Source organism: Neomegalonema perideroedes DSM 15528 (assembly GCF_000374145.1).
Classification (GTDB): Bacteria; Pseudomonadota; Alphaproteobacteria; order Rhodobacterales; family Rhodobacteraceae; genus Neomegalonema; species Neomegalonema perideroedes.
Window position 1 is genome coordinate 258660 of sequence record NZ_KB893654.1, and the last position, 23514, is coordinate 282173.

At 67.2% G+C, this 23514-nt stretch carries 23 protein-coding genes; 9 read left to right on the forward strand and 14 right to left on the reverse strand.

The window, feature by feature from the left end:
• Positions 1–73: 73 nt before the first annotated feature.
• The 10 genes from rpmA to mutS form a co-directional block, all read right to left on the reverse strand.
• Complete coding sequence (gene rpmA / locus B161_RS0108305; protein WP_018632907.1) at positions 74–343, reverse strand: 50S ribosomal protein L27; 270 nt, start codon at positions 341–343, stop codon at positions 74–76.
• 37 nt (positions 344–380) lie between these two features.
• Entirely contained in the window at positions 381–698 is a 318-nt protein-coding gene (gene rplU / locus B161_RS0108310; protein WP_018632908.1) for a 50S ribosomal protein L21, read from the reverse strand.
• A gap of 155 nt (positions 699–853) precedes the next feature.
• Positions 854–1846: a metallophosphoesterase gene (locus tag B161_RS18805; RefSeq protein ID WP_018632909.1), complete on the reverse strand. Its 993-nt coding sequence runs from the start codon at positions 1844–1846 to the stop codon at positions 854–856.
• A 27-nt stretch (positions 1847–1873) separates the two neighbouring features.
• Positions 1874–2902 (reverse strand): RluA family pseudouridine synthase, encoded by a 1029-nt coding sequence (locus B161_RS0108320; RefSeq protein ID WP_018632910.1) that lies wholly within the window; start codon positions 2900–2902, stop codon positions 1874–1876.
• 210 nt (positions 2903–3112) lie between these two features.
• Positions 3113–4357: a class I SAM-dependent RNA methyltransferase gene (locus tag B161_RS0108325; protein WP_018632911.1), complete on the reverse strand. Its 1245-nt coding sequence runs from the start codon at positions 4355–4357 to the stop codon at positions 3113–3115.
• Between the two features lie 4 nt (positions 4358–4361).
• Complete coding sequence (gene crcB, locus B161_RS0108330) at positions 4362–4751, reverse strand: fluoride efflux transporter CrcB (RefSeq protein WP_018632912.1); 390 nt, start codon at positions 4749–4751, stop codon at positions 4362–4364.
• Between the two features lie 10 nt (positions 4752–4761).
• The gene (locus B161_RS0108335) at positions 4762–5118 is read right to left on the reverse strand and encodes a hypothetical protein (protein ID WP_018632913.1); all 357 of its coding nucleotides are present in this window, start codon (positions 5116–5118) and stop codon (positions 4762–4764) included.
• The gene (locus tag B161_RS0108340; RefSeq protein ID WP_018632914.1) at positions 5115–5846 is read right to left on the reverse strand and encodes a TlyA family RNA methyltransferase; all 732 of its coding nucleotides are present in this window, start codon (positions 5844–5846) and stop codon (positions 5115–5117) included. The genes B161_RS0108335 and B161_RS0108340 overlap by 4 nt, the downstream gene beginning before the upstream one ends.
• Complete coding sequence (locus B161_RS0108345) at positions 5836–6384, reverse strand: hypothetical protein (protein ID WP_018632915.1); 549 nt, start codon at positions 6382–6384, stop codon at positions 5836–5838. Before B161_RS0108345 ends, B161_RS0108340 begins: the two co-directional genes overlap by 11 nt.
• A 70-nt stretch (positions 6385–6454) precedes the next feature.
• Positions 6455–9115 carry a DNA mismatch repair protein MutS gene (mutS, locus tag B161_RS0108350; RefSeq protein ID WP_018632916.1) on the reverse strand — a complete coding sequence of 887 codons (2661 nt, stop codon included), beginning with the start codon at positions 9113–9115 and terminating at the stop codon, positions 6455–6457.
• 188 nt (positions 9116–9303) lie between these two features.
• Here mutS and B161_RS0108355 point away from each other — a divergent pair, with 188 nt between their 5' ends.
• The 7 genes from B161_RS0108355 (at position 9304) to B161_RS0108385 (ending at position 16745) form a co-directional block, all read left to right on the forward strand.
• Positions 9304–9915 (forward strand): hypothetical protein, encoded by a 612-nt coding sequence (locus B161_RS0108355; RefSeq protein WP_018632917.1) that lies wholly within the window; start codon positions 9304–9306, stop codon positions 9913–9915.
• A gap of 49 nt (positions 9916–9964) precedes the next feature.
• Positions 9965–10882, forward strand: coding sequence for a LysR substrate-binding domain-containing protein (locus tag B161_RS0108360; protein ID WP_018632918.1), 918 nt, complete (start codon positions 9965–9967; stop codon positions 10880–10882).
• 174 nt (positions 10883–11056) lie between these two features.
• Positions 11057–12217 (forward strand): ABC transporter substrate-binding protein, encoded by a 1161-nt coding sequence (locus B161_RS0108365; protein ID WP_018632919.1) that lies wholly within the window; start codon positions 11057–11059, stop codon positions 12215–12217.
• A 165-nt stretch (positions 12218–12382) separates the two neighbouring features.
• Positions 12383–13432 carry an ABC transporter ATP-binding protein gene (locus B161_RS0108370; RefSeq protein WP_018632920.1) on the forward strand — a complete coding sequence of 350 codons (1050 nt, stop codon included), beginning with the start codon at positions 12383–12385 and terminating at the stop codon, positions 13430–13432.
• A complete protein-coding gene (locus tag B161_RS0108375) occupies positions 13429–14367 on the forward strand; it encodes an ABC transporter permease (RefSeq protein WP_018632921.1) in 939 nt (312 codons plus the stop codon). Before B161_RS0108370 ends, B161_RS0108375 begins: the two co-directional genes overlap by 4 nt.
• Positions 14357–15175, forward strand: coding sequence for an ABC transporter permease (locus tag B161_RS0108380; protein WP_018632922.1), 819 nt, complete (start codon positions 14357–14359; stop codon positions 15173–15175). The genes B161_RS0108375 and B161_RS0108380 overlap by 11 nt, the downstream gene beginning before the upstream one ends.
• A 139-nt stretch (positions 15176–15314) precedes the next feature.
• Positions 15315–16745 (forward strand): gamma-aminobutyraldehyde dehydrogenase, encoded by a 1431-nt coding sequence (locus tag B161_RS0108385; RefSeq protein WP_018632923.1) that lies wholly within the window; start codon positions 15315–15317, stop codon positions 16743–16745.
• Positions 16746–16920: 175 nt separating this feature from the next.
• Here the strand turns inward: B161_RS0108385 and B161_RS0108390 are convergent, their stop codons facing one another.
• From B161_RS0108390 to B161_RS0108405, 4 genes are read right to left on the reverse strand one after another with little or no spacing between them, the layout of a single operon-like run.
• Entirely contained in the window at positions 16921–17880 is a 960-nt protein-coding gene (locus tag B161_RS0108390) for an aldo/keto reductase (RefSeq protein WP_018632924.1), read from the reverse strand.
• A 58-nt stretch (positions 17881–17938) separates the two neighbouring features.
• A complete protein-coding gene (locus tag B161_RS0108395) occupies positions 17939–19066 on the reverse strand; it encodes an acyl-CoA dehydrogenase family protein (RefSeq protein WP_018632925.1) in 1128 nt (375 codons plus the stop codon).
• Positions 19067–19076: 10 nt separating this feature from the next.
• Positions 19077–20264: an acetyl-CoA C-acyltransferase gene (locus B161_RS0108400; RefSeq protein WP_018632926.1), complete on the reverse strand. Its 1188-nt coding sequence runs from the start codon at positions 20262–20264 to the stop codon at positions 19077–19079.
• Positions 20265–20274: 10 nt separating this feature from the next.
• Positions 20275–21054 carry an SDR family NAD(P)-dependent oxidoreductase gene (locus B161_RS0108405; RefSeq protein ID WP_018632927.1) on the reverse strand — a complete coding sequence of 260 codons (780 nt, stop codon included), beginning with the start codon at positions 21052–21054 and terminating at the stop codon, positions 20275–20277.
• A gap of 194 nt (positions 21055–21248) precedes the next feature.
• On the opposite strand from B161_RS0108405, the gene B161_RS0108410 reads away from it, so the two are divergent.
• Both B161_RS0108410 and B161_RS0108415 read left to right on the forward strand, forming a co-directional pair.
• On the forward strand, positions 21249–22487 hold the full coding sequence (locus B161_RS0108410; RefSeq protein ID WP_018632928.1) for a thiamine pyrophosphate-dependent enzyme: 1239 nt from the start codon (positions 21249–21251) through the stop codon (positions 22485–22487).
• A gap of 2 nt (positions 22488–22489) precedes the next feature.
• The gene (locus B161_RS0108415; protein ID WP_018632929.1) at positions 22490–23503 is read left to right on the forward strand and encodes an alpha-ketoacid dehydrogenase subunit beta; all 1014 of its coding nucleotides are present in this window, start codon (positions 22490–22492) and stop codon (positions 23501–23503) included.
• Positions 23504–23514: the final 11 nt, after the last annotated feature.

The following is a 23514-nucleotide window of genomic DNA, read 5'->3' on the forward strand; positions in this document are numbered from 1 at the left end:
TTGGGTCCCGAAAGCGAAAGGGGGCGGCCTCGCGGACCGCCCCCTTCGGGAATTTCTGCTGTGAGGCGGCGGATTACTCGGCGGCTTCCGCCGCCGGGACCACCGAAACGAACTGGCGGCGGCCGCGGCCCTCATGGAACTGCACATTGCCGTCGGCGGTGGCGAAGAGGGTGTGGTCCTTGCCGAGGCCGACGTTGGCGCCCGGCCAGACGCGGGTGCCGCGCTGACGCACGATGATGCCGCCCGAACGGATGGCCTCGCCGCCGAACTTCTTCACGCCGAGACGGCGACCGGCGGAATCGCGACCGTTGCGCGAGGAGCCGCCTGCTTTTTTCTGAGCCATAAGATGGCCTCCTTTAAATCAGGGTGACCGCAGGCGCTCAGGCGCCGGCGATGGCGCCGATGCGCACGAGGGTCAGATATTGGCGATGGCCGCGCTTGCGCTGCGAGCCGTGCTTGCGGCGACGCTTCTTGAAGGCGATGACCTTATCGCCGCGGATCTGGTCGATGACGGTGGCGGTCACCGAGGCGCCCGCGACGGTGGGGGCTCCCACGGTCACGTTCTCGCCTTCGCCGACGACGAGAACCTCGTCGAAGGTGATCGTGGCGCCGGCCTCGACCTCGAGCTTTTCGATCCGGAGCACGTCGTTTTGGGCGACGGTGTATTGCTTGCCGCCCGTTCTGATGACCGCGAACATCGCGTCCTCGCTAAGATTATGGCGCGCCCTGCGGCGCCGACCCCGGAAGGTCGGACTTTGCGGGCCATCGGGCGGCGCGTTGGAATGACGAGACGCGCGTGAAGACGAAGGCTCCGCGCGCGAGGCGGCCATATAGGGCGGTCAGGCGCCTTTTGTCAACGCGGGATCGCTTCGGGCGCGCGAACCGTCGCGAGGGGGAGATTGGGGGAGAGATTGAGGGGGCGCGGCTCCTCCCGCGCGATCAGCTCCGAGGAATCCGGGCGCGGCGCGGGGGGCTTCGGCGCGGGTTGGGCCGGAGCGGGCGGCGCGGCCGGAATCAGATTCAGCGTCACGATCTCGGGCGGATTGAGGAAGCGCAGAGGCAGGGCCGCCGTGCCGATTCCCCGCGAGACGTAGAGCGGGCCTTTGGGCGTCTCATAAAGCCCTGCGGAGAAGCCATGCCGCGACATGGCGACGGGGCAGCCGATCAGCGGCAGGCAGATTTGGCCGCCATGGGTATGGCCCGCCGCCGAAAGCGAGGCCGGACGCGGCAGCCGCATGGCTTCGTCGGGGCGATGGGTGAGGAAGATCAGCGGCGCGGCGGGGTCGGTTCCCGCCAGAGCCAGATCCGGCCGCGCGCCTTGGGGTCCGATGGGGTCGTCCACGCCCGCGAGGATCAGGCGTCCGCCTCCGGGCGCGGCGATCTCCAGGTTTTCATTGCGCAGCACCTTGGCGCCGCCCTCCGCCAGAGCCGCCGCTATGGCCTCGCCATCCTCGGCCCAATCGTGATTCCCGAGGATGGCGTAGACGCCCATGGGCGCCTCCAGCCCGCCGAGAAGCCGCGCGGCGGCCTGAGGATCCACGCGCATCCAGTCGTTATAGAGCTTCTGCGCCGGGCCATGGCTGATCCCGGAGTAATCCCCCAGCAGGAGGATCAGATCCGGCTTTTGCGCCTCGACCATGGGCTTGAGCTTCTCCGCCAGCCGCTTTTCCGACCAATGCAGAGACAAAGACTGCGTGTCGGCCGCCACCAGAGCCCGGATCGGCGCCGTCAGCCCCTCGATGCGGATTTCGGCCTGATTGGCCTCCAGCATCCGGGGCTCGACGAGGAAGGACCAGAGAAAAGCCGAAGCGCCCAGACCAAACAGAATCCGGCGCAGCTTGCGCAAACGGGAGCGGACGGCTTTGGGAATCGGTCAATCCTCCGGGAAGGGATCTTCCGGAGCGTCGCGCAGGCTCCAGCCCAGCGAGGCCCATGTGCGCCTCATATGATCGGGCAAAGGCGCCGAAAGCGTTAAGGTCCGCCGGGGCTCGATGGGGTGGGGCAGAGTCAGGCTGCGGGCGTGCAGATGCAGCTTGCGGCTGATCTCGCCGCCGAGCTGCGCGCCGTCCTCCACCGAGGAGCCGCCGTATTTGCCGTCGCCGACGATGGGATGCCCGATCTCGGCCATATGGGCGCGCAGCTGATGGGTGCGGCCCGTCACCGGGCGCAGAATCGACCATGAGGCGCGTTTGCCCGCCGAATCGACGGTGAAGTAATCCGTGCGGGCGCGTTTGGCGCCTTCGGTCTTGTCGACCTCGTTCGGATGGATGCAGCGCATCTTCTCGGCTTCGCCCTTGGGGCCATGGCCCGAGCCCTTGACCAGCCCGTAACGGATGATCCCGTGATCCGGAACGGGGCGGCCGACCACGGCGGCCCAGTAGATTTTCCGGGTCGCGCGGCTGAAGAAGAGCTCGCCCAGACGGGCGGCGGCCTGAGTCGTCCGCGCCGCGAGGATCACCCCGGAGGTGTCGCGGTCGAGGCGATGGACGAGCTTGGGCTTATCCTTGCCGGGCAGGCGCAGGGCCTCCAGCAGGCCGTCGAGATGGCGCGTCACGCCGCTGCCGCCCTGAGTCGCCAGACCCGGCGGCTTGTTCAGGGCGAAGAGGTATTTATCCTCATAGATGATCATGTCCCGGACGGCGCTGACGTCCTCCGGGCTCATGCCCTCGGCGGGATCGCGCGGCGGAGGCGGCTCGTCGGGCAGGGGCGGCACGCGGACTTTCTGGCCCGGCTCCACGCGGTCGCTGGATTTCGCCCGCGCGCCGTCGAGACGGACTTGTCCCGTGCGCAGGAGCTTTTCAATCGCGCCCTGCGTAACCTGAGGGAATTTCCGCCTCAGCCAGCGGTCGAGCCTCTGCTCGCCCTCTTCGGGGCCGACTTCGAGAATCTGAACGCCGGACATGACCGCTCCTGAAGTTTGCGCGTCCGAGAGCGTCGAAGCGCTCTCGTGTTTTGGGGGACGCGCGATGTCTCCGAAAACTCTTTCAAATTTTTCGGATCGCGCTTTGTTTGTGGTCGCGCGATTTATCCGAAAAACCGGCTCCCAGTTTTCGGATCGCGCTCCAAACCTGCCAGATAGCGATTCGCGGGCCGGAAAGAAAGGCTCGCGGCTTCAGGATCTGCGGAAAAGCGCCGCGGCCTCGACATGGGCCGTCCAGCGGAACTGGTCCACCGGCTGGATCTTCTCCAGCTTATAGCCTCCGTCGAGGAGGATTCGGGCGTCCCGGGCGAAGCTGGCGGGATTGCAGGTCGCCATGACCACGCGCGGCACCTTCGAGCGCGCGATCTGCTCGCATTGCGCCTGAGCCCCCGCGCGGGGCGGATCCACCACCAGAGCCTGAAACTCCTTCAGCTCATTGGGGATCAGCGGGCGCCGATAGAGGTCGCGCCGCGTGAAGCTCACGGATTTGAGCCCCTGAGCCCGCCGCATGGCGAGATTCCCCGCCTCCACGGCGGCGGCCTCGCCCTCGAAGGCCGCGACGTTGACGAAGCGCGCCAGAGGAAAGGTCAGGGCGCCCGCTCCGGCGAAGAGATCCGCCGCGCGCTTGACGCCCTTCAGCGCCTCCACGACGAAGGCGGCCAAAGCGGATTCGCCCTCGGCGGCGGCCTGAAGAAAGCCGCCGGGCGGAGGCGCCACGAGGGTTCCGCCGAAATCCTGAACCGGAGGCCGCCGCGCCGCCACGGGCTCGCCGTTCCAGACCAGCCGCGCCAGATCCAGCGCTTCGGCGGCGAGGGCCAGCTCCTGCCTCAGCTTCAGATCCAGCGGCTTGCCGCCCTCCACGGAGAGGTCCAGCCCGGCTTGAGAATCGGTTGCGGTCATGCGGACCGTGGTCTGACGCGCCGCCCCGACTTCGGCGATGCGCCGGAGTTTGGGCAAGGCCGCCTTGAGCCCCGGCGCGAGGACGCGGCATTCGGCGGCGTCCACGATGTCATGCGAGCCCCGCGCGGCGAATCCTAACGTGATCTCCTCGCGGGTGCGCAGCAGGCTGAAGGCGGCGCGGCGGCGCGAGGCGGCCGGAACGGTGATCGTCGGCAGGATGTCGCCAGCCTCGATTCCGCGTTGCGCGAGCGCCCGCTCCACGAGATCGGCCTTCCAGAGCGCGAGCTCCTCGTCTTGCAGATGCTGCACGGAGCAGCCGCCGCAGCGCCCGAATTGCGGACAAGGCGGCGTCTGGCGCCAAGGCGAAAGCGGGATGATCTCGGCGGGCTCTCCCGCCGCGTCGAGCCTCACGCGGTCGCCGGGCGCCGCGAGGGGGATATGCAGAAGCTTTCCCTCGGGAGAATGGGCGATTCCATCGCCTTGCGCTCCGAGCGCCTCGACTTCGATCTCCGCCGCCCGTTCCGCCGCCTGTCCCATGACTTCATCCGAATCTTTTCATGAGCCAGAGGCCCAAAACCAGCGCCGCCAGAGCCAGAGCCACCGAAAGCCCCGCGTAAAGCGTCGCGCCAAGCCAGCGCTCTTGCGCCAAGAGCCGCTGGAAGTCGAGCGAAAAGGCGGAGAAGGTGGTGAAGCCGCCCAAGACTCCCGTGGCGAGGAAGAGTCTCCAGCCCTCGGCCGAGGGGCCTCCGCGCCGCGCCAGCCAGCCCGCGACGAGCCCCATGGCGAAGCTCCCGGCGATGTTGGCCAGCAGGACGCCCATGGGGAAGCTCGGCCAGATCCGCCCGACCGCGAGGATCGTCCAATGCCGCAGCATCGCGCCGAGGCCCCCGCCTAAGCCGACCAGAAGAGAAGCCGTCAGTCCGTTCGTCATGCGCGCTCCTTCAGGCGAGCAGATAGACTCCCGCCGCCAGTCCCGCGAGGAGGGCGCCGAGCGTCAGAAGCATGAGGAAGAAGGCGTCTCCCTGATCCTGATCCTTCCGGCGCAGGTCCGGAGAGGCCGCGAGGAAGCCGATGACCGCGAAGCGCGTCAGATCATGGGGCCAGAAGGGATCCTCCGGCTGCATGATCAGCCAGCCGACGCCTGCGCCGAACAGTCCGGCGACGAGGATTTCGACCATCGCCCGCCGCCAGAAGACGCCGCCTCCGATCCGTTTCGCCGCCGCGCTCGTCAGGACGCGCGCTCCGGCGCCCAAGAATCCGCCGATCAGCATCCAGATCCATGCGGGGAGGCTCGTCATGGGGCCTCCTTCACGGCCCCGAGGAGCATTTCCCGATTGCCGTCGCCGCCGAGGATGGGGCTCTCCATGCGCCCGACCACGCGCCAGCCCCCGGCCTCCAGAAAAGCCGCCGCGAGGGCGAGGGCCTCTTCGCCCGCCGTCTCCTCCTTGACGATCCCGCCCTTGCCGACCCGTCCCGGCCCCAGCTCGAATTGCGGCTTGACCAGAGCCGCCAGCCAAGCCCCCGGCCTCGCCCGCGCCAGAGCGGGCCCCAAGGCTTTGGTCAGCGAGATGAAGGAGAGATCCGCCACGAGGGCCTCCGGGTCTTCGGGCGGGTCTTCGGGCCCCATCTCGCGGACGTTGAAGCCCTCGCGCGGCGAGACCCGGGGATCGGCGGCGATCCGGGGATGCAATTGCCCATGGCCCACGTCCAGAGCATAGACCCGCCGCGCGCCCCGGCTGAGCAGAACCTCCGTGAAGCCGCCCGTCGAGGCTCCGAGGTCATAGGCCGTCCGCCCCTCCGGCGAGAAGCCGAAGCCCTCCAGCGCCGCCAGCAGCTTCAGCGCCCCCCGCGAGACCCAAGCCAAGCCTCCGGCCTCGACGGCCAATTCATCGGTTGCGGAAATCTCCTGAGAGGCCTTGCGGGCGGCTGCGCCGCCGATCCGCACGCGTCCTTCGCGGATCAGCGCCTGAGCCCGGGCCCGGCTCTCCGCCAGCCCCCGCGCGACCAAAGCCTGATCAAGCCTCATCTTCGCGGACGCGCCTTTTGAAGGTGAGGTTCGGCCCATGCCCGCGCATCAGCCAGAGGGCGAAGAGCCCGAAGACCACCCAGGAAGCGGCGTGATTGGCGAGGATCGTCGTCCAATGGGCGCCATGGGGCGGCCAGCAGAGATCCAGCGCCATGGTCAGCCCGGCGATGAAGGCCAGAGCCCCGACGGCGGCTTCCGGCGTATGGCGCCATTTCGTCCATGCGCCGATCTGAAAGACGAGCAGCGCCAGAGCGCAGAGCGTGAAATACCAGCGCAAAGCCGCGAAGGGGGCGGCTTCGCCGATCAGCTCGACCGGAGCGGTCTGCTCCGTCCAGAGCCGCAGCAGCAGCAGCCCGAGCATGGCCAAAAGCAGCAGATTCAAAGCCGAAGCCGCGCCCAACCATCCGCGCAAGCCGAAATCCCGTCGCGACCGGGCTTCGGCCTCGGTCAGCGAGCGCCATTTCAGGCCCGCGGGGGCCGCAGCCTCCAGAGCTTTGGAGGCGAAGGGCGGGGTTTCGCGCATGAGGCCCCATATCATGCGCCCGCTCCCCATGCGAGCGAAGATGACGGCGGCTTTGCGCTTCGCGGCGGACCGTCTCCCGCAAGCTTCAATTCAGCAGGGATTTGAGAAGGTAAAGCTGGTCCAGAGCCTCGCGGGGGCTGAGGGCGTCCACGTCGAGGGCCTTGAGCGCCTCCTCCACGGCGGAGGTTCTGGGCCGGGCGGTCTCGGCGGCGACGAAGAGCGGCAGATCCTCGGCCAGAGCCTTGAGGCGGCGCTTCGCGCCCTCGCCGTCGCCTTTTTCGAGGGCCGCGAGAACCTCCTCCGCGCGGGAGAGGGCCGCCGCCGGAAGCCCCGCCTTGCGCGCCACCTGAACGCCGTAGCTGCGGCCTTTGGCGCCTTCGGCCACCTCATGCAGGAAAACGAGGTCGCCTTTCCACTCCGAAACCTTGAGCGAGACGGTCTTCGCGCCCTCCAGCTTCTTCGCCAGAGCCGCCAGCTCATGATAATGCGTCGCGAAGAGCGCCCGGCAACGATTCACGGCGTGCAGATGCTCCACCGTGGCCCAGGCGATGGAGAGGCCGTCGAAAGTGGCGGTGCCGCGCCCGATCTCGTCGAGGATCACGAGGGCTTTCGGTCCGGCTTGGTTCAGGATCGCCGCCGTCTCCACCATCTCCACCATGAAGGTCGAGCGCCCCCGCGCGAGGTCGTCGGCGGCGCCGATGCGGCTGAAGAGCTGATCCACCGCCCCGATCCGCGCCGAAGCCGCCGGGACGTAGCTCCCCGCCTGAGCCAGCAAGGCGATCAGGGCGTTCTGGCGCAGAAAGGTCGATTTGCCCGCCATGTTCGGACCCAGCACCAGCCAGAGCCGATCCGCGCTCAGATCGCAGCTATTGGCGACGAAGGGAACGTTCTCGCGGCGCAGAGCCTGATCCACCACCGGATGACGCCCCGCCTCGATCTCGAAGGCGTCGGAATCCTCCACGAGGGGCCGCGTCCAGCCCTCGGCGCGGGCGAGCTCCGCCAGCCCTGAAGCCACGTCGATCTCGGCCAGAGCCGCCGCCGCCGCCGAAATCCGGGGGGCCTCGGCGAGGACCGCGGCCGAGAGTTCGGCGAAGATCGCCAGCTCCATAGCGACGGCCTCGGCGCCCGCGCGGGAGATTTTGGAATCGAGATCCGCCAATTCCGTGGTGGTGAAGCGCGAGGCGTTGGCGGTGGTCTGGCGATGGATGAAGCGCTCCGCGAGCGGCGGCTTGAGGAAGCGCTCCGCATGGGCGGAGGTCACCTCCACATGATAGCCCAGAACCCCGTTATATTTGATCTTCAGCGATGAGACGCCGGTCTCCGCCTTCAGCTTTCCCTCAAGATCGCGCATCACGCCGCGCGCGTCTTCGGCGAGGCGGCGGAGCTGATCCAGCTCGGGCCGCCAATGAGCCGCGACGAATCCGCCGTCCCGCGCCGCGAGCGGCAGATCCGGCCCGAGCGCGCCTTTGAGCAATTCCGCCAGAGCCTCGTGGTCGGTCAGAGCCGCCCGCGCCCGCGCGATTTCGGCGGGCGGATCGCTGAAGGACAGGGCGTCCGCGAGGACCGCCGCCGCCTCCAGACCATCCCTTAAAGCCGCGAGGTCGCGCGGGCCGCCGCGCTCCAGAGAGAGCCGCGCCAGAGCCCGCGCCATATCCGGCGCCGCCCCGAGGTAATTGCGGATCTCGCCGCGCAGGGCGTCGTTCTCCACGAAGGCCGAAACCGCGTCCAGCCGCGCCGAGATCGCTTCGGGATCGGTCAGCGGCGCCGCGAGCCTCTCCGCGAGCAGGCGGCCTCCGGCGCCGGTGCGGCTGCGGTCCACGGCGTCGAGCAGGCCCCCCGCGCGCTGGCCGGAGAGGTTGGTGAGGATTTCAAGATTGCGCCTCGTGGCGGCGTCGAGCCGCATGGCGGCGTTTTCGGCTTCGCGGCGCGGCGGCGCGAGGACCGGAGCGCGGCCTTTCTGGGTGATCGCGAGGTAATCGGCCAGAGCCCCCAGCGCCGAAATCTCCGGCTGGGCGAAGGCGCCGAAGCCCTCCAGCGTGGTCACGCCGTAAAGCTCCTTCAGGCGGCGCTCGGCGGATCCGGGCTCGAAGCTCGCCGGGCCCAGAGGCGCGACGCGGGCGCCGGTCTCGGTCAGAAGCTCCATGAGCGCCGCGTCGTCGAGCAGGCGCTCCGGAATGAGGATCTCGCGCGGCGCGATGCGCGCCAGATCCGCCCCGAGCCTCTGGCGGCGCGTCGGGCGGGCGAGGGGCGCGCCCGCCGAGATGTCCATCCAAGCCAGAGCCGCCCCGGCTCCGGTCTCCGCATAGGCCGCAAGGTGGTTGGAGGCGCGGGCCTCCAGAAGCGCGTCTTCGGTGATGGTGCCCGGCGTGACCACCCGCACCACCTCGCGGCGCACGACCGATTTCGCGCCGCGCTTCTTGGCCTCGGCGGGATCCTCCATCTGCTCGCAGACGGCCACCACGAAGCCTTTGCGCGTCAGTTCGAGGAGATAGCGCTCCGCCTGAACCACCGGCACGCCGCACATGGCGATGTCTTCCTCGCCATGTTTGCCGCGCTTGGTGAGCGCGATGTCCAGCGCCGCCGAGGCCGCCACGGCGTCCTCGAAGAACATCTCGTAGAAATCGCCCATCCGGTAGAAGAGCAGCGCATGAGGATGCTCGGCCTTCAGCTCCAGATATTGCGCCATGGCGGGCGAGGCGATGGCGGGATCCCGAAACGGCGCGGCGGGAGAGAGGGGGCGAGTCATGCGGCGGGGCCTTCCTGAACGAACGGCCTCAGAGCTAGCCGAAAGCTCAGGCCCGCCCAAGCGAAAAGGGCGGGGCCTCGGCGGGAAGGTCCTGAACCCTGTAAATCATACGGCTTGCGGCGCGGCCTTTTCTGGAGGGATGCTCCGTAAGCGCCTTCCGGGCGCGACGCAGGGGGTGAGAGGGGGCTATGGTGGAATGGCTGCTGAAGACGCTGGCTTATCTGGCGATGAAGGCTCTGGTGGCGCTCGGCTTGGGGGGCGCCCCCACGGAGATCGTGCCGAAGAACGAATATCTGGTCATGCAGCTGATCTTCGCGGAATGCCTCCCTCATCTGCGCGAGGGCAAGGCGCCCTTTCAGGCCATGCGCTCAGATCCCGCCGCTCAGGAGGCCGCCCTGATTTTGACGATGGGTCCGGAGGCGCTGCGCGGCGAGCCGGTCGTCCCGCGCTACGTCGCCTCTTGGGGCGTGGATGAGCAGGGGCTCCATTTCTGCGCGGTCGAGCGCGCGCGGCTTTCGCCGGAGGAGGCGAAGGCGCAGCCCGCTTGGCTCGGCGTGGGGGATACGGATTTCCTGCTGCGTCTGAACGACAGGATGCATGCGGAGGGCTTCCGGACGGAGCGGCTTGCGACGCGCATCTCGCGGAAGGAGACGAGCGCATGGTTCTTGAGCCTTTCCGCTCGGGAGGGGCTCTGGCTGGGGGTCTCGGTTCAGGGCGTGGAGGCGGGATGGAGAGGCGGCCGCGGCGTGGTCGAGATCGACCGGATCCGCGTTTACGGCCGCGCCGAAGCTTCGTCGTGAGGCTTCCGTAAGGCTTTCCCCGCCGCCGCGCGCCGCCTATGCTGAGCCTATGGCCTTCACCTTGCGGCAATTGCAATATTTCGTGGCGGTGGCCGAGCAGGGCGGAGTCTCCCGCGCGGCGCGGAGCTTGTCCATTTCGCAATCCTCCGTCACCGAGGCCATTCAGGAGCTGGAGCAGGATCTCGGGGTGGCGCTTTTCGAGCGTCATGCGCGGGGGCTCTCGCCGACCCAGCAGGGACACCGCTTCCTCCGCCACGCCACGCAGATCCTCGCCGGAGTCTCCGACGCCCGCCGCAGCTTCTCGGCGGGGCGGGGCGCCGAGACCGTCGGGACGCTGCATTTGGGCACGACCTCGCTGGTGGCGGGCTATGTGCTCTCGGATCTTCTGGCGCGCTATCGGCGGGCCTGGCCCAACGTGGCGGTTTCGGCCATCGAGGACGGCGGGGAATATCTGGAGCATCTGCTCATCGGCGGCGAACTCGACGTGGCGGTGATGGTGGTCTCCAATCTGCGCGAGCGCATGGCCTTGCAGACCGAAAGCCTCGAAGTCTCGCCTTACCGGCTCTGGCTGCCGGGGGGGCATCCCCTCGCGGCGGCCGAGGGCGCCGTGGAGCTGGCCGCCGCCGCCCGCGAGCCCTTCGTCATGCTCGCCATCGACGAGATCGAGGAGACGGCGGGCGCCTTGCTGCGGGCTCAGGGTCTGCGGCCTCAGGTGGCTTTCCGCACCCGCAGCGTCGAGGCGGCGCGCAGCCTCGTGGCGACGGGGGCGGGGGTGGCGATCCTGCCCAATCTGGTCTATCGGCCCTGGTCCCTCGAAGGCGACCGCATCGAGGCCCGCGACGTGGCGGGCGCGCCTCCGCCCGTCGAGGTGGGGATGGTCTGGCGGCGCGGCTCAAGGCTGAGCCTCGCGGCGCGGGAGTTCGTGGCTCTGGCGCAAAGCCAGAGCTTCGCCCGTTCGCGGCCCTAAGTCCTTTCGGCGCGAATCGGGGTCTATCGGAAATCCCGATATGACGTTTCTGTTAAATAGGTTTGCGCTGAGCGCATATCCGCCGCAGGCTGACCCTCACAGATCGCAAGCCGCCCCCTTCCGCGACAGGCGCGACGAACAAGAGCGGCCTCTCAATTTTTTGGAGGAGTTCGCATGATCCGTTCTTTGGCGACCTGCGCCGTTCTGGCGCTTTCGGCGGGCTTCATGAGCGCCGCCTACGCTCAGGCCATGAAGACCGAACTCGGCGAGGGCGAGGGGCGTCTGAACGTCGTCGCCTGGGCCGGCTTTCTGGAGCGCGGCGAGACCGACCCTAAATTCGATTGGGTCACCGGCTTCGAAGAGGCCACCGGCTGCAAGGTCAGCGTCAAGACCGCCAACACCTCCGACGAGATGGTCGCGCTGATGAACGAGGGCGGCTTCGACCTCGTGACGGCCTCCGGCGACGCCTCGCGCCGCCTGATCGCGGGCAAGCGCGTCCAGCCGATCAACATCGACCTCATCCCGAGCTGGTCCAAGCTCGACGACCGGCTGAAGGACGCCCCTTGGCACACCGTCGAGGGCGCGCATTACGGCGTGCCTTACGTCTGGGGCCCGAACGTCCTCGCCTATAACACCGAGGTCTTCCCTGAGGCGCCGACTTCATGGAGCGTGGTCTTCGAGGAGCAGGATCTTCCCGACGGCAAGAGCAACGTCGGCCGCGTGCAGGCCTACGACGGCCCGATCCACATCGCCGACGCCGCGCAATATCTGATGTTCCATAAGCCGGAATTGGGCATCGTCAGCCCCTATGAGCTGAACGACGAGCAATACGCCGCCGCTTTGGATCTGCTGCGCGGCCAGCGCAAGCTCGCCAGCCGCTACTGGCATGACGCCTTCATTCAGATCGACGACTTCAAAAACGAGGGCGTCGTGGCTTCAGGCTCATGGCCGTTTCAGGTGAATCTCCTCAAGGGCGACGGCGCTCCCATCGCCTCGACCTTCCCGCAGGAGGGCGTCACGGGCTGGGCCGACACCAGCATGATGCACGCCGAGGCCGCCAATCCCAATTGCGCCTATAAATGGCTGGAGCATTCGCTGAACTCCAATCTGCAAAGCGATTTGTCGCTGTGGTTCGGCGCCAATCCCTCGGTGCCCGCCGCCTGCACCGACGGCAGCGGCATGCTCACCGCCGAGGTCTGCGCGCAGAACGGCTCCAACGACTTCGAGAAGGTCCGCTTCTGGCAGACGCCGATCACCCAATGCGCCAGCCAAGGCGAATGCGTGCCCTATTACCGCTGGGTCTCCGACTACATCGCCGTGATCGGCGGACGCTGAGCCCGCCGGGCGCTCCTCCGGGCTCCGACGCCGGGGGAGCGCCTGATGTCCTCAAGATCCGACAAGGGGGGCGTCCTCCGCCGCTTCCGGCGCAGGAGGGCCGCGCCTTTCTCTTCCATGCTTCGACGCCCGTCCTCGACGCCCGCTCTCGAAGAAGGAGGCCGCATGACCGCGTCCGCATCTTCCGCTCCTCCGCCCGCCCTGTCCCCCGCCGTAACTTTTGAAGCCGTCTCGCGCCATTACGGCGCGGTCAGAGCGGTGGACGGGGTGGATCTCGCCATAGCCCCCGGCGAGTTCTTCGCCATGCTGGGGCCTTCGGGCTCGGGCAAGACGACTTGTCTCCGGCTGATCGCCGGCTTCGAACGCCCGAGCGCGGGCCATATCCGGCTCTTCGGCGAGCAGGTGGAGGATCTGCCGCCCTATCGGCGCGGCGTGAACACGGTGTTTCAGGATTACGCGCTCTTCCCCCATCTCGATATTCTGGAGAACGTCGGCTTCGGGCTGAAGATGCGGGGCGTCGAGGCCGCCGAACGCCGCCGCGCCGCCGCCGAGGCTCTGGAGCTGGTGAAGCTCCCCGGCTATGGGGCGCGCAAGCCGGGTCAGCTTTCGGGCGGCCAGCGTCAGCGCGTGGCTCTGGCGCGGGCTCTGGTGAACAAGCCGAAAGTCCTGCTGCTCGACGAGCCGCTCGGCGCGCTGGACCTCAAGCTGCGCGAGCAGATGCAGGAGGAGCTGAAGGCGATTCAGAAATCCCTCGGCGTGACCTTCATCTTCGTCACCCATGATCAGGGCGAGGCGCTGTCCATGGCCGACCGCGTGGCGGTCTTCAGCGAAGGGAAGATCCGTCAGATCGGCGCGCCCGAAGAGATTTATAATCGCCCGCGCACGCGCTTCGTGGCGGATTTCGTGGGCTCCTCGAATCTTCTGCCGCCCGATTTCGTGGAGAAGCGTCTTGGCGCGCGGCGCTGGGGCAGTCTGCGGCCGGAGCAGATCGCGCTGCGGCCCGCGGGCTCCGGCGAGGGCGCTCCGGCGCGCATCGCCTCCGTGAGCTATCTCGGCGCGACGACCCGGCTCGGGCTGGAGACGGCGCCGGAGGAGGGGGCCTTGCGGCTGCATGCGGCGGTCCCGGCGGCGGCGGCGACGGGGCTGGCTCTGGGGCAGATGGTCGAAGCCGCCTTCGCGCCCGAGGCGATCCACCTCATGGAGGACGCCCCATGACCGCCGCCGAGATTCCCCAAAGCCGGGGTCTGCGCGGGGCGCTCAGCGATTGGTTCTGGCGCAATCCGGGGATGACGCTTTTTCTGATGCTCCTGCCGCCGCTGCTTTGGCTGGGGATCATTTATCTGGGCTCGCTCTTCGCGCTGCTGCTTCAGAGCTTTTATTCGATCGACGAATATTCCGGGCTGATCAACCGGGAATTCACGCTCAAGACCTACGCCGAACTCTTCAAGCCCGCCAATCTCGACATCATCCTGCGCACGGTGACCATGGCCGCCCTCGTGACGGTCGGGTCGGCGGTGGTGGCTTTTCCCATCGCCTATTTCGCCGCCCGCTACGCGAAAGGCCGTTGGAAGGCGATCTTCTATCTCGGGGTGATGCTGCCGCTCTGGTCGAGCTATCTGGTGAAGGTCTATGCGTGGAAATTGATCCTCGCGCGGGAAGGCATCCTCAATTGGACTTTCGCCAAGCTCCATCTGACTTGGCTGGTGGAGGCTTGGCTTGCGCTGCCCATCGTCGGGGGGAATTCGCTCTCGGTGAGCCATACGGGCACCTTCCTCGTCTTCCTCTACGTCTGGCTCCCCTATATGATTTTGCCTATTCAGGCCTCGCTGGAGCGGGTGCCGGGCAATCTGATCGAGGCCGCCTCCGACCTCGGGGCCACGCCGCGCCAGACTTTCTGGAACGTGCTCTTTCCGCTGGCTCTGCCGGGAGTCCTCGCAGGCTCCATCTTCACCTTCTCGCTGACGATGGGCGACTACATCATTCCGCAGATCGTCGGGACTTCGCGCCGCTTCATCGGACAAGCCGTCTACGCCCATCAGGGCACGGCGGGGAATATTCCTCTGGCGGCGGCCTTCACGGTGGCGCCGATCCTCATCATGGGGGTCTATCTCTGGTTCGCCAAACGCAAGGGGGCTTTCGATGCGCTCTGACAAGGAGGGCGCGCGGGCGCCTCTGGGTCTGAAGATCGCGGCGGGGCTGGGCTTGGCCTTCCTGCATCTGCCGATCCTGCTGATCTTCGTCTACGCCTTCACCACCGAGGAGCGGAGCTATCAATGGCCGCCGCCGGGCTTCACGCTGAAATGGTTCGGCGTGGCTTGGGGACGCGCCGATCTCTGGGAGGCTTTGATCCTCTCGCTGAAGGTCGCGAGCCTCGCCACGCTTTTGGCCATGCTGCTCGGGACGCTCTGCGCGGCGGCCATGAGCCGGACGAAGTTCTTCGGCCGCGAGAGCATCTCCTTGCTGATCATCTTGCCCATCGCCTTGCCGGGCATCGTGACGGGCGTGGCCTTGCGCTCGGCCTTCAATCTGGCGGAGATCCCCTTCTCCTTCTGGACGCTGATCATCGGCCATGCGACCTTCTGCGTGGTGATGGTTTATAACAATGCGGTGGCGCGGTTCCGGCGTCTGCATGGGTCGCTGATGGAGGCCGCCGCCGATCTCGGCGCCGACGGCTTTCAGGCCTTCCGCTATGTGGTCTTGCCGAACATCGGCACGGCGCTGCTGGCGGGGGGCATGCTGGCCTTCGCGCTCTCCTTCGACGAAGTCATCGTGACCACCTTCACCGCCGGACAACAACAGACTCTGCCGATCTGGATGCTGGAGGAATTGGTGCGTCCGCGCCAGCGCCCAGTGACCAACGTCGCGGCCATGGTGGTGGCTCTGGCGACCTTCCTGCCGATCCTTCTCGCCTATCGCCTCACCCGCGACGGCGATCAGACCGCCGGAGCCGGAAAATAGAGCGCTTTCCAGCGAAACCGACGAGGTTTCGCGTCGAGAAAGCGCGGCCGCAAAAGAAGTTGGAGCGTTTGAACGACCCAGTTCGGTCGGAAAACGCTCTAACGCCCAAACTGACGCCAAAACCCACGGGAGAAACGCCATGGACGTCCAAATGCTGATCGGCGGAGGCTTCGAAACGGGCGCCGAAGCGCCGGAGACCATCCTCAATCCGCGCACGGGGGCGGCGATCCTCGAACTCCCCGAGGCCTCGCGCGGGCAGATCGACCGGGCGGCGGCGGCGGCCTCCAAAGCCTTCGAAAGCTGGTCGCGGACGACTCCGGCGGAGCGTTCGGGCTATCTCCTCAAGATCGCCGAGCGCATCGAGGCCGAGGCCGCAGGTTTCGCCGCGCTGGAGGCTCTGAACTGCGGCAAGCCGATTCAGGCGGCTCTGAACGACGAGATCCCCGCCATCGTCGATTGCTACCGCTTCTTCGCGGGCGCCATCCGCAATATGCCCGCCGTGGCGGCGGGGGAATATCTCGCGGGCCACACGAGCATGATCCGCCGCGATCCCATCGGCGTGGTGGCCTCCATCGCGCCGTGGAATTATCCGCTGATGATGATGGCCTGGAAGCTGGCCCCGGCTTTGGCGGGCGGCAACACGGTCATTTTCAAACCCTCGGAGCAAACGCCTCTGACGGCGCTGAAGCTGGCGAAGATCCTCGCCGAGGTCCTGCCGGAAGGCGTGGTCAACGTGGTGCTTGGGCGGGGCGACACGGTCGGCGACGCGCTGATCAATCACCCGGACGTGCGCATGGTCTCGATCACCGGCGACATCGCCACGGGGCGCAAGGTGCTTCAGGCCGCCGCCAAGACCATCAAGCGCAGCCATCTGGAATTGGGCGGCAAGGCCCCGGTGATCGTCTTCGACGACGCGGATCTGGATCTCGTCGTGAGCGGGCTGCGGGCCTTCGGCTTCTACAACGCCGGACAGGACTGCACCGCCGCCTGCCGCATCTACGCGGGCGAGAAGATTTATGAGAAGCTGGTGGCGGATCTCTCCTCGGCGGTGTCGACCATCGCTTTCGATCAGGCCGATGATTCCGCCAATGAGATGGGCCCGCTGATCTCGCGGCGTCAGCGCGATCGGGTGGCCTCCTTCGTGGAGCGCGCCGCCGAGCTCAAGCATATCGAGATCGCGGCGGGCGGCAAGCCGGGTTCGGGCTCGGGCTTCTATTATCAGCCGACCGTGGTGGCGGGCGCCTTGCAGCAGGACGAGATCGTGCGCCGCGAGGTCTTCGGGCCGGTGGTCTCGGTGACGCGCTTTTCCGAGGTCGATCAGGCCGTGGCTTGGGCCAACGACAGCGATTACGGCCTCGCCTCCTCCGTCTGGACGCGGGACGTGGGCCGGGCCATGGCGGCGGCGGCGCGTCTGCAATATGGCTGCACCTGGATCAACACGCATTTCATGCTGGTCAATGAAATGCCTCATGGCGGGCTGAAGCAATCGGGCTACGGCAAGGACATGTCGGTCTATGCGCTGGAGGATTACACCGCCGTCCGGCATGTGATGATCAACCACGGCGGATAAGCGCCCCGGAATTCGAATTCGGCCCGGAGACCAAGAGGAAAGGGGCGTCCCGGCGGGGGGCGCCCCTTCGCTTTTCGAGCGTCTCCCGACCGAATCGGATCGTTCGAACGCTCTCGGTTTCGATGTGGTCGCGCTTGCGCGACGCGAAGCCTGATCGGTTCGCTGGAAAGCGCTTTCAGGCGGCTTGGTCTTCGCCCGCCGCCGTGAGCTTGGCGAGATCCGCGTCCGAGAGCTTCAGCCTTGCGCCGCGCGCGAGGCTCTCCACCTGCGCGACCGAAGTCGCCGAGGCGATGGGCGCCGTCACGCCGGGGCGGCTGAGCAGCCAAGCCAGAGCGATCTCCGAATGGGCCGCGCCCGTCGAGGCGGCCACTTCGTCCATCGCCGCCAGCACCCGCAGACCCTTGGGCGTGAGGAAGCGCCCCATGCCGCCGCCGCGCGGGCTTTTATGAAAATCGGCCTCGGAGCGATATTTCCCGGTCAGGAAGCCCGCCGAAAGCGCATAAAAGGGGATCAGCCCGATCTCTTCCTGCACGGCCAGAGCTTGCAGCTCGCCCTCGATCTTCTCGCGGGTGAGGAGGTTATATTCGTTCTGGAGGGTCTCATAGCGCGGCAGGCTCTTCTCGGCGCTGAGCTTCAGCGCCTCGCCGAGCTGGGCGGCGTCGAAATTCGAGGCGCCGACATGCCGGACCTTCCCCGCCTTGACGAGGTCCTCATAGGCGCGGAGAGTCTCCTCCTGCGGGGTTTCGGGATCGGGGCGATGGCTCTGATAAAGGTCGATGTGGTCGGTCTGGAGGCGTTTGAGCGAATCCTCGACGGCCTGCGCGATCCAGCGCGCCGAGAGGCCGTTGCGCTCCGGCCCCAGCTCCATGCCGACCTTGGTGAAGATCTTGACCTTATCGCGGTTTCCGCGCGCCTTCATCCAGCGCCCGATGATCCTTTCGCTTTCGCTCTGATTGCCGGGCACCCAGACGGAATAGACGTCGGCGGTGTCTATGGCGTCGAAGCCCTGATCGAGAAAGGCGTCGAGGATCGCGAAGGACTGCGCTTCGTCCAGCGTCCAGCCGAAGACGTTGCCGCCGAAGATCAGCGGTTGGATGTCGATTCCGGTGCGGCCGAGAGGGCGGGGGGCGGTCATGAAGGGTCTCCTTGCGAATGAGGCCGCATCCGATCACGCCCCGCCGCAGGCGGCAAGCTCACAAATCCCGCGCGATCACGAGCCTTTGAATGTCGCTGGCGCCTTCGTAGATCTGCGAGACCCGCACGTCGCGATAAATGCGCTCGACGGGGAAATCCTTGAGATAGCCGTAGCCGCCATGGATCTGGATCGCGTCCGAACAGACGCGCTCCGCCATCTCGGAGGCGAAGAGCTTCGCCATGCTCGCCTCTTTGAGGCAGGGCATGCCCGCCTCGCGCAGAGCCGCCGCGTGCAAGACCATCTGACGCCCCGCCTCGATGCGCGTCGCCATGTCGGCCAGCCGGAAGGCCACCGCCTGATGCTCGATGATCGGCTTGCCGAAAGTCACGCGCTGGCGGGCGTAGTCGCGGGCGGCCTCGAAGGCGGCGCGGGCCATGCCCACCGATTGCGAGGCGATGCCGATGCGGCCTCCCTCCAGATTGGAGAGCGCGATGGCGTAGCCGCGCCCCTCCTCGCCGAGGCGGTTTTCGACCGGAAGCCGCAGATCCTCAAAGGCCAATTGGCAAGTGTCCGAGGCGTGCTGCCCAAGCTTCTCCTCGACGCGCACCACCTTATAGCCGGGGGAATCCGTAGGGATGATGAAGGCGCTGAGGCCCTTCTTGCCCGCCTCCGGGTCGGTCACGGCGAAGGCGACGATCACATGGCCGTTCTTGCCCGAGGTGATGAATTGCTTGGCGCCGTTCAGCACGTAATGATCGCCGTCGCGGCGGGCGCGGGTCTTGAGCGCGCTGGCGTCGGATCCGGCCTGCGGCTCGGTGAGGGCGAAGCCGCCGATCCATGCGCCCGAGGCCATCTTGGGCAGGAATTTTTGTTTCTGCTCTTCGGTCCCGAATTTCAGGATCGGCGCGCAGCCCACCGAATTATGCACCGACATGATCGTCGAGACCGCGCCGCAGCCCGCCGCGATCTCTTCGAGCGCCATGGCGTAGGCGATTTGTCCGGCGCCCACGCCGCCGTATTCCTCGGGAACCACCATCCCGAGAAACCCAAGGTCGCCCATCTCGCGCAGAGCCTCGGCGGGGAATTCATGGCGGCGGTCCCAGCCCTCGGCGAAGGGCGCGAGGCGCTCCTGCGCGAAGCTTCGGGCGGCCTCCTGAATGGCGGCCTGCTCTTCATTGGGAATCATGCGCGCCTCCTCATTCCGCAAGCTCGACGGCCATGGCCGTGGCCTCGCCGCCGCCGATGCAGAGCGTCGCGAGGCCGCGCTTCAGTCCGCGCCGCCGCAAGGCCGCGATGAGCGTCACGAGAATCCGCGCGCCCGAGGCCCCGATGGGATGCCCCAGAGCGCAGGCGCCGCCGTTCACGTTGACCTTCTCATGGGGCAGATTCAGCGCCTTCATGGCGGCCATGGCCACCACGGCGAAAGCCTCGTTGATCTCATAGAGATCCGGCGTTTCGGCGGTCCATCCGAGCTTGCCGAGCAGGGTTTCGATGGCGCCGATGGGAGCGGTGGGGAAGTCCTTCGGCGCGCGGGCGTGGGTGGCGTGGCCGAGGATCGTGGCGAGCGGCGTCAGGCCGCGCCTTTCGGCCTCGGAGCGGCGCATCAGCACGAGGGCCGCCGCGCCGTCGGAGATGGAGGAGGAATTCGCCGCCGTCACGGTGCCGCCCTCGCGGAAGGCGGGGCGCAGGCCCGGAATCTTGTCGATGCGGGCCTTGGGCGGCTGTTCGTCCTCGGAGACCATATGCTCGCTCTTGCCGGATTTCACCGTCACCGGGATGATCTCTTCGGCGAAATCGCCGGAAGCCATGGCTCTCTGCGCCCGCTCCAGGGAGGCGATGGCGAAGGCGTCCTGCTCCTCGCGCGTGAAGGCGAAGGCCCCGGCGCAATCCTCGGCGAAGGTTCCCATGAGGCGGCCTTTGTCATAGGCGTCTTCAAGGCCGTCGAGGAACATATGGTCCAGCGTCCGGCCATGGCCCATGCGATAGCCCGTCCGCGCGCGGTCGAGCAGATAGGGCGCGTTGGACATGCTCTCCATGCCGCCCGCCACGACCACCGAAGCCGAGCCCGCGAGGATCAGATCATGCGCCAGCATCGCCGCCTTCATGCCCGAGCCGCACATTTTATTGACCGTGGTCGCCCCCGCGCCGAGCGGGAGTCCCGCGCCTAAAGCCGCCTGACGCGCCGGGGCTTGTCCCTGTCCGGCGGGCAGCACGCAGCCGAAGACCACTTCCTCGACGGCTTCGGGAGGCGGTCCGGCGCGCTCCACGGCGGCGCGGATCGCGGCCGCGCCCAATTGCGCCGCCGCGACGTCTTTGAAATCGCCGAGAAAGCCGCCCATGGGCGTGCGGGCCATGCCGACGACGACGATGGGATCCTGAGCCATGAAGGTCTCCTTATTTCGGGGCCATGCGCAAGGCGCCGTCGATGCGGATCGTCTCGCCGTTGAGATAGGGATTGGCGAAGATATGCAAAGCCAGAGCGGCGTATTCGGCGGGCTTTCCGAGTCGGGCGGGGAAGGGCACCACGCCGTTCAGAGCCTCCTGAGCGGCGGGCGGCAATCCCGCGAGCATGGGCGTCTCGAAGAGGCCCGGCGCGATGGCGGCCACCCGGATTCCAAAGCGCGCCAGCTCCCGCGCCGCCGGAAGGGTCATGCCCACCACGCCGCCTTTCGAAGCGGCGTAGGCCGCCTGTCCGATCTGGCCGTCATAGGCCGCGATGGAGGCCGTGTTGACGATCACGCCGCGCTCGCCCTCGGCGGTGGGCTCATTGGCGTTCATGGCCTCGGCCGCGAGCCGCAGCATGTTGAAGCTGCCGATGAGGTTGATCGAAATCGCCCGTGAAAAGCTCTCCAGCCCATGCGGCCCGGTCTTGCCGAGGACGCGCTCGCTCGGGGCCACGCCCGCGCAGTTCACCAGACCCCAGAGCCCGCCGAAAGCCTCCCTCGCGGCCTCGACGGCGGCGGCGGCCTCTTCGGCTTTGGTCACGTCGGTCTTGCGGAAGAGCGTCTCCGCCCCGAATTCAGCGGCCAGTTCGGCGGCTTTCGCCTCGCCGCGCGCGGAATCCATATCCGCGAGCAGCACGCGGGCGCCCGCCTCGACTAATCCTTTCGCAGTAGCCGCGCCGAGGCCGGAAGCTCCGCCCGTCACGATCACGCCGCGTCCCGAGATCTCCATGCGTCTCTCCCTGTGGAATTCTTATCTTTGCGAAAGATTCTTTCCCTCAGCATAGGAAGCCCGCCAAAGCCGCGCAACGCCCCTGTTTCCCCGCGCGGAGCGACGCTTCCCAGGCCCTGAAGATTGCTCTAGGCTCATTCTTTATGAGGAGAGCCGCCAATCAAGCGCGGCCGCCGTAAAGGGGAAGAAACGCCATGTCCGAGCTTCATCGCTCGTCCCTGAGCCTGCATGTGCCCGAGCCTGAGGTTCGGCCCGGCGGCTCGCCGGATTTCTCCAACGTCAAGATTCCGCGCGCCGGAGAAGCGCCCCGTCCCGAGCCCGACGCCAAGGCCGAGGACATCCGCAAACTGGCCTTCACCATCATCCGGGTGCTGAACCGCGAGGGCGAGGCCGTCGGGCCTTGGGCGGGCTCGCTCACCGACGAGCAATTGAAGGCCGGTCTGCGCCATATGCTGTTGTTGCGGGCTTTCGACTCGCGGATGGTCATCGCGCAGCGTCAGGGCAAAACCTCCTTCTACATTCAGAATCTCGGCGAGGAGGCCATCGCCTGCGCCTTCCGCAAGGCGCTCGGGCCGGGAGACATGAACTTCCCGACCTATCGTCAGGCGGGCCTGCTCATCGCGGGGGATTATCCCCTCGTGACGATGATGAATCAGATTTACTCCAATGCGGGCGATCCTCTGAAGGGCCGCCAATTGCCGATCATGTATTCGACCCGCGAAAACGGCTTCTTCACCATCTCGGGCAATCTGGCGACGCAATATCCTCAGGCGGTGGGCTGGGCCATGGCCTCGGCGATCAAGAAGGACGACAAGATCGCCGCCGCATGGATCGGCGACGGCTCGACCGCCGAATCCGACTTCCACGCCGGGCTCGTCTTCGCCTCGACCTATAAGGCCCCGGTGATCCTGAACGTGGTCAACAATCAATGGGCCATCTCGACCTTTCAGGGCGTGGCGCGCGGCGGCGCGGGCACCTTCGCGGCGCGCGGCTTGGGCTTCGGCATCCCCTCGCTGCGGGTGGACGGCAATGATTATCTCGCGGTGCATGCGGTGGCCTCATGGGCGGTGGAGCGGGCGCGGCGCAATCTCGGCCCGACGCTCATCGAGCATGTGACCTATCGCGCGGGCGCCCACTCCACTTCGGACGACCCCTCCGCCTATCGGCCCAAGGGCGAATCCGACGCATGGCCGCTCGGGGATCCGGTGATCCGGCTGAAGAACCATCTCATCGCAAAGGGCCTCTGGAGCGAGGAGCGCCATGTGCAGCTCGCCGCCGAGACCATGGATGAGGTCATGACCGCGCAGAAAGAGGCCGAAAGCCTCGGCACGCTGCATTCGGGGGATCGCCCCTCGTCGCGCGAGATGTTCGAAGGGGTTTACGCCGAAATGCCGCCGCATCTGCGGCGTCAGCGGCAAGAGGCGGGGGTCTGACCATGGCGCGCATGACCATGATCGAAGCCGTGCGGGACGCGATGGACGTCTCCATGGGACAGGATCCGAGCGTGGTGGTCTTCGGCGAGGACGTCGGTTATTTCGGCGGCGTCTTCCGGGCCACGCAGGGCTTGCAGGAGAAATACGGGCGCGACCGCTGCTTCGACGCGCCGATCAGCGAATCGGGCATCGTGGGGGCGGCCATCGGCATGGCGGCCAATGGGTTGCGGCCCTGCGTCGAGATCCAATTCGCCGATTACATGTATCCGGCCTATGACCAGATCACGCAGGAGGCGGCGCGCATCCGCTATCGCTCCAACGGCGACTTCACCTGCCCGATCACGATCCGCATGCCCACGGGCGGCGGCATCTTCGGCGGCCAGACCCATAGCCAGAGCCCCGAAGCGCTCTTCACCCATGTCTCGGGCCTGAAGGTGGTGATTCCCTCCAATCCCTATGACGCCAAGGGCCTGCTGATCTCGGCCATCGAAGACCCCGATCCGGTGATCTTCATGGAGCCCAAGCGCCTCTATAACGGCCCCTTCGACGGGCATCACGACCGCCCCGTCACGCCTTGGTCCAAACATGACGCGGGCGAGGTTCCGGCGGGGCGCTACGCCATTCCGCTCGGCAAGGCGGCGAAGATCCGCGAGGGCGCGGACCTCACCTTGCTGACCTATGGCACCATGGTCCATGTGGCGCTCGCCGCGGCGGCGGAGACCGGCGTGGACGCCGAGATCCTCGATCTGCGGACGCTGGTTCCGCTGGATCTCGACGCCATCGTGGAATCCGTCAACAAGACCGGGCGCTGCGTGATCCTGCATGAAGCCACTTTGACCTCCGGATTCGGCGGAGAATTGGCGGCTCTGGTGGCGCAGCATTGCTTCTATCGGCTGGAGGCGCCCATTCGCCGCGTGGCGGGCTGGGACACGCCTTATCCCCATGCGCAGGAATGGGCTTATTTCCCCGGCCCGGCCCGCGTGGGTCAGGCGATGCTTGAAACAATGGAAGGTTGAGGGGGGAGGGC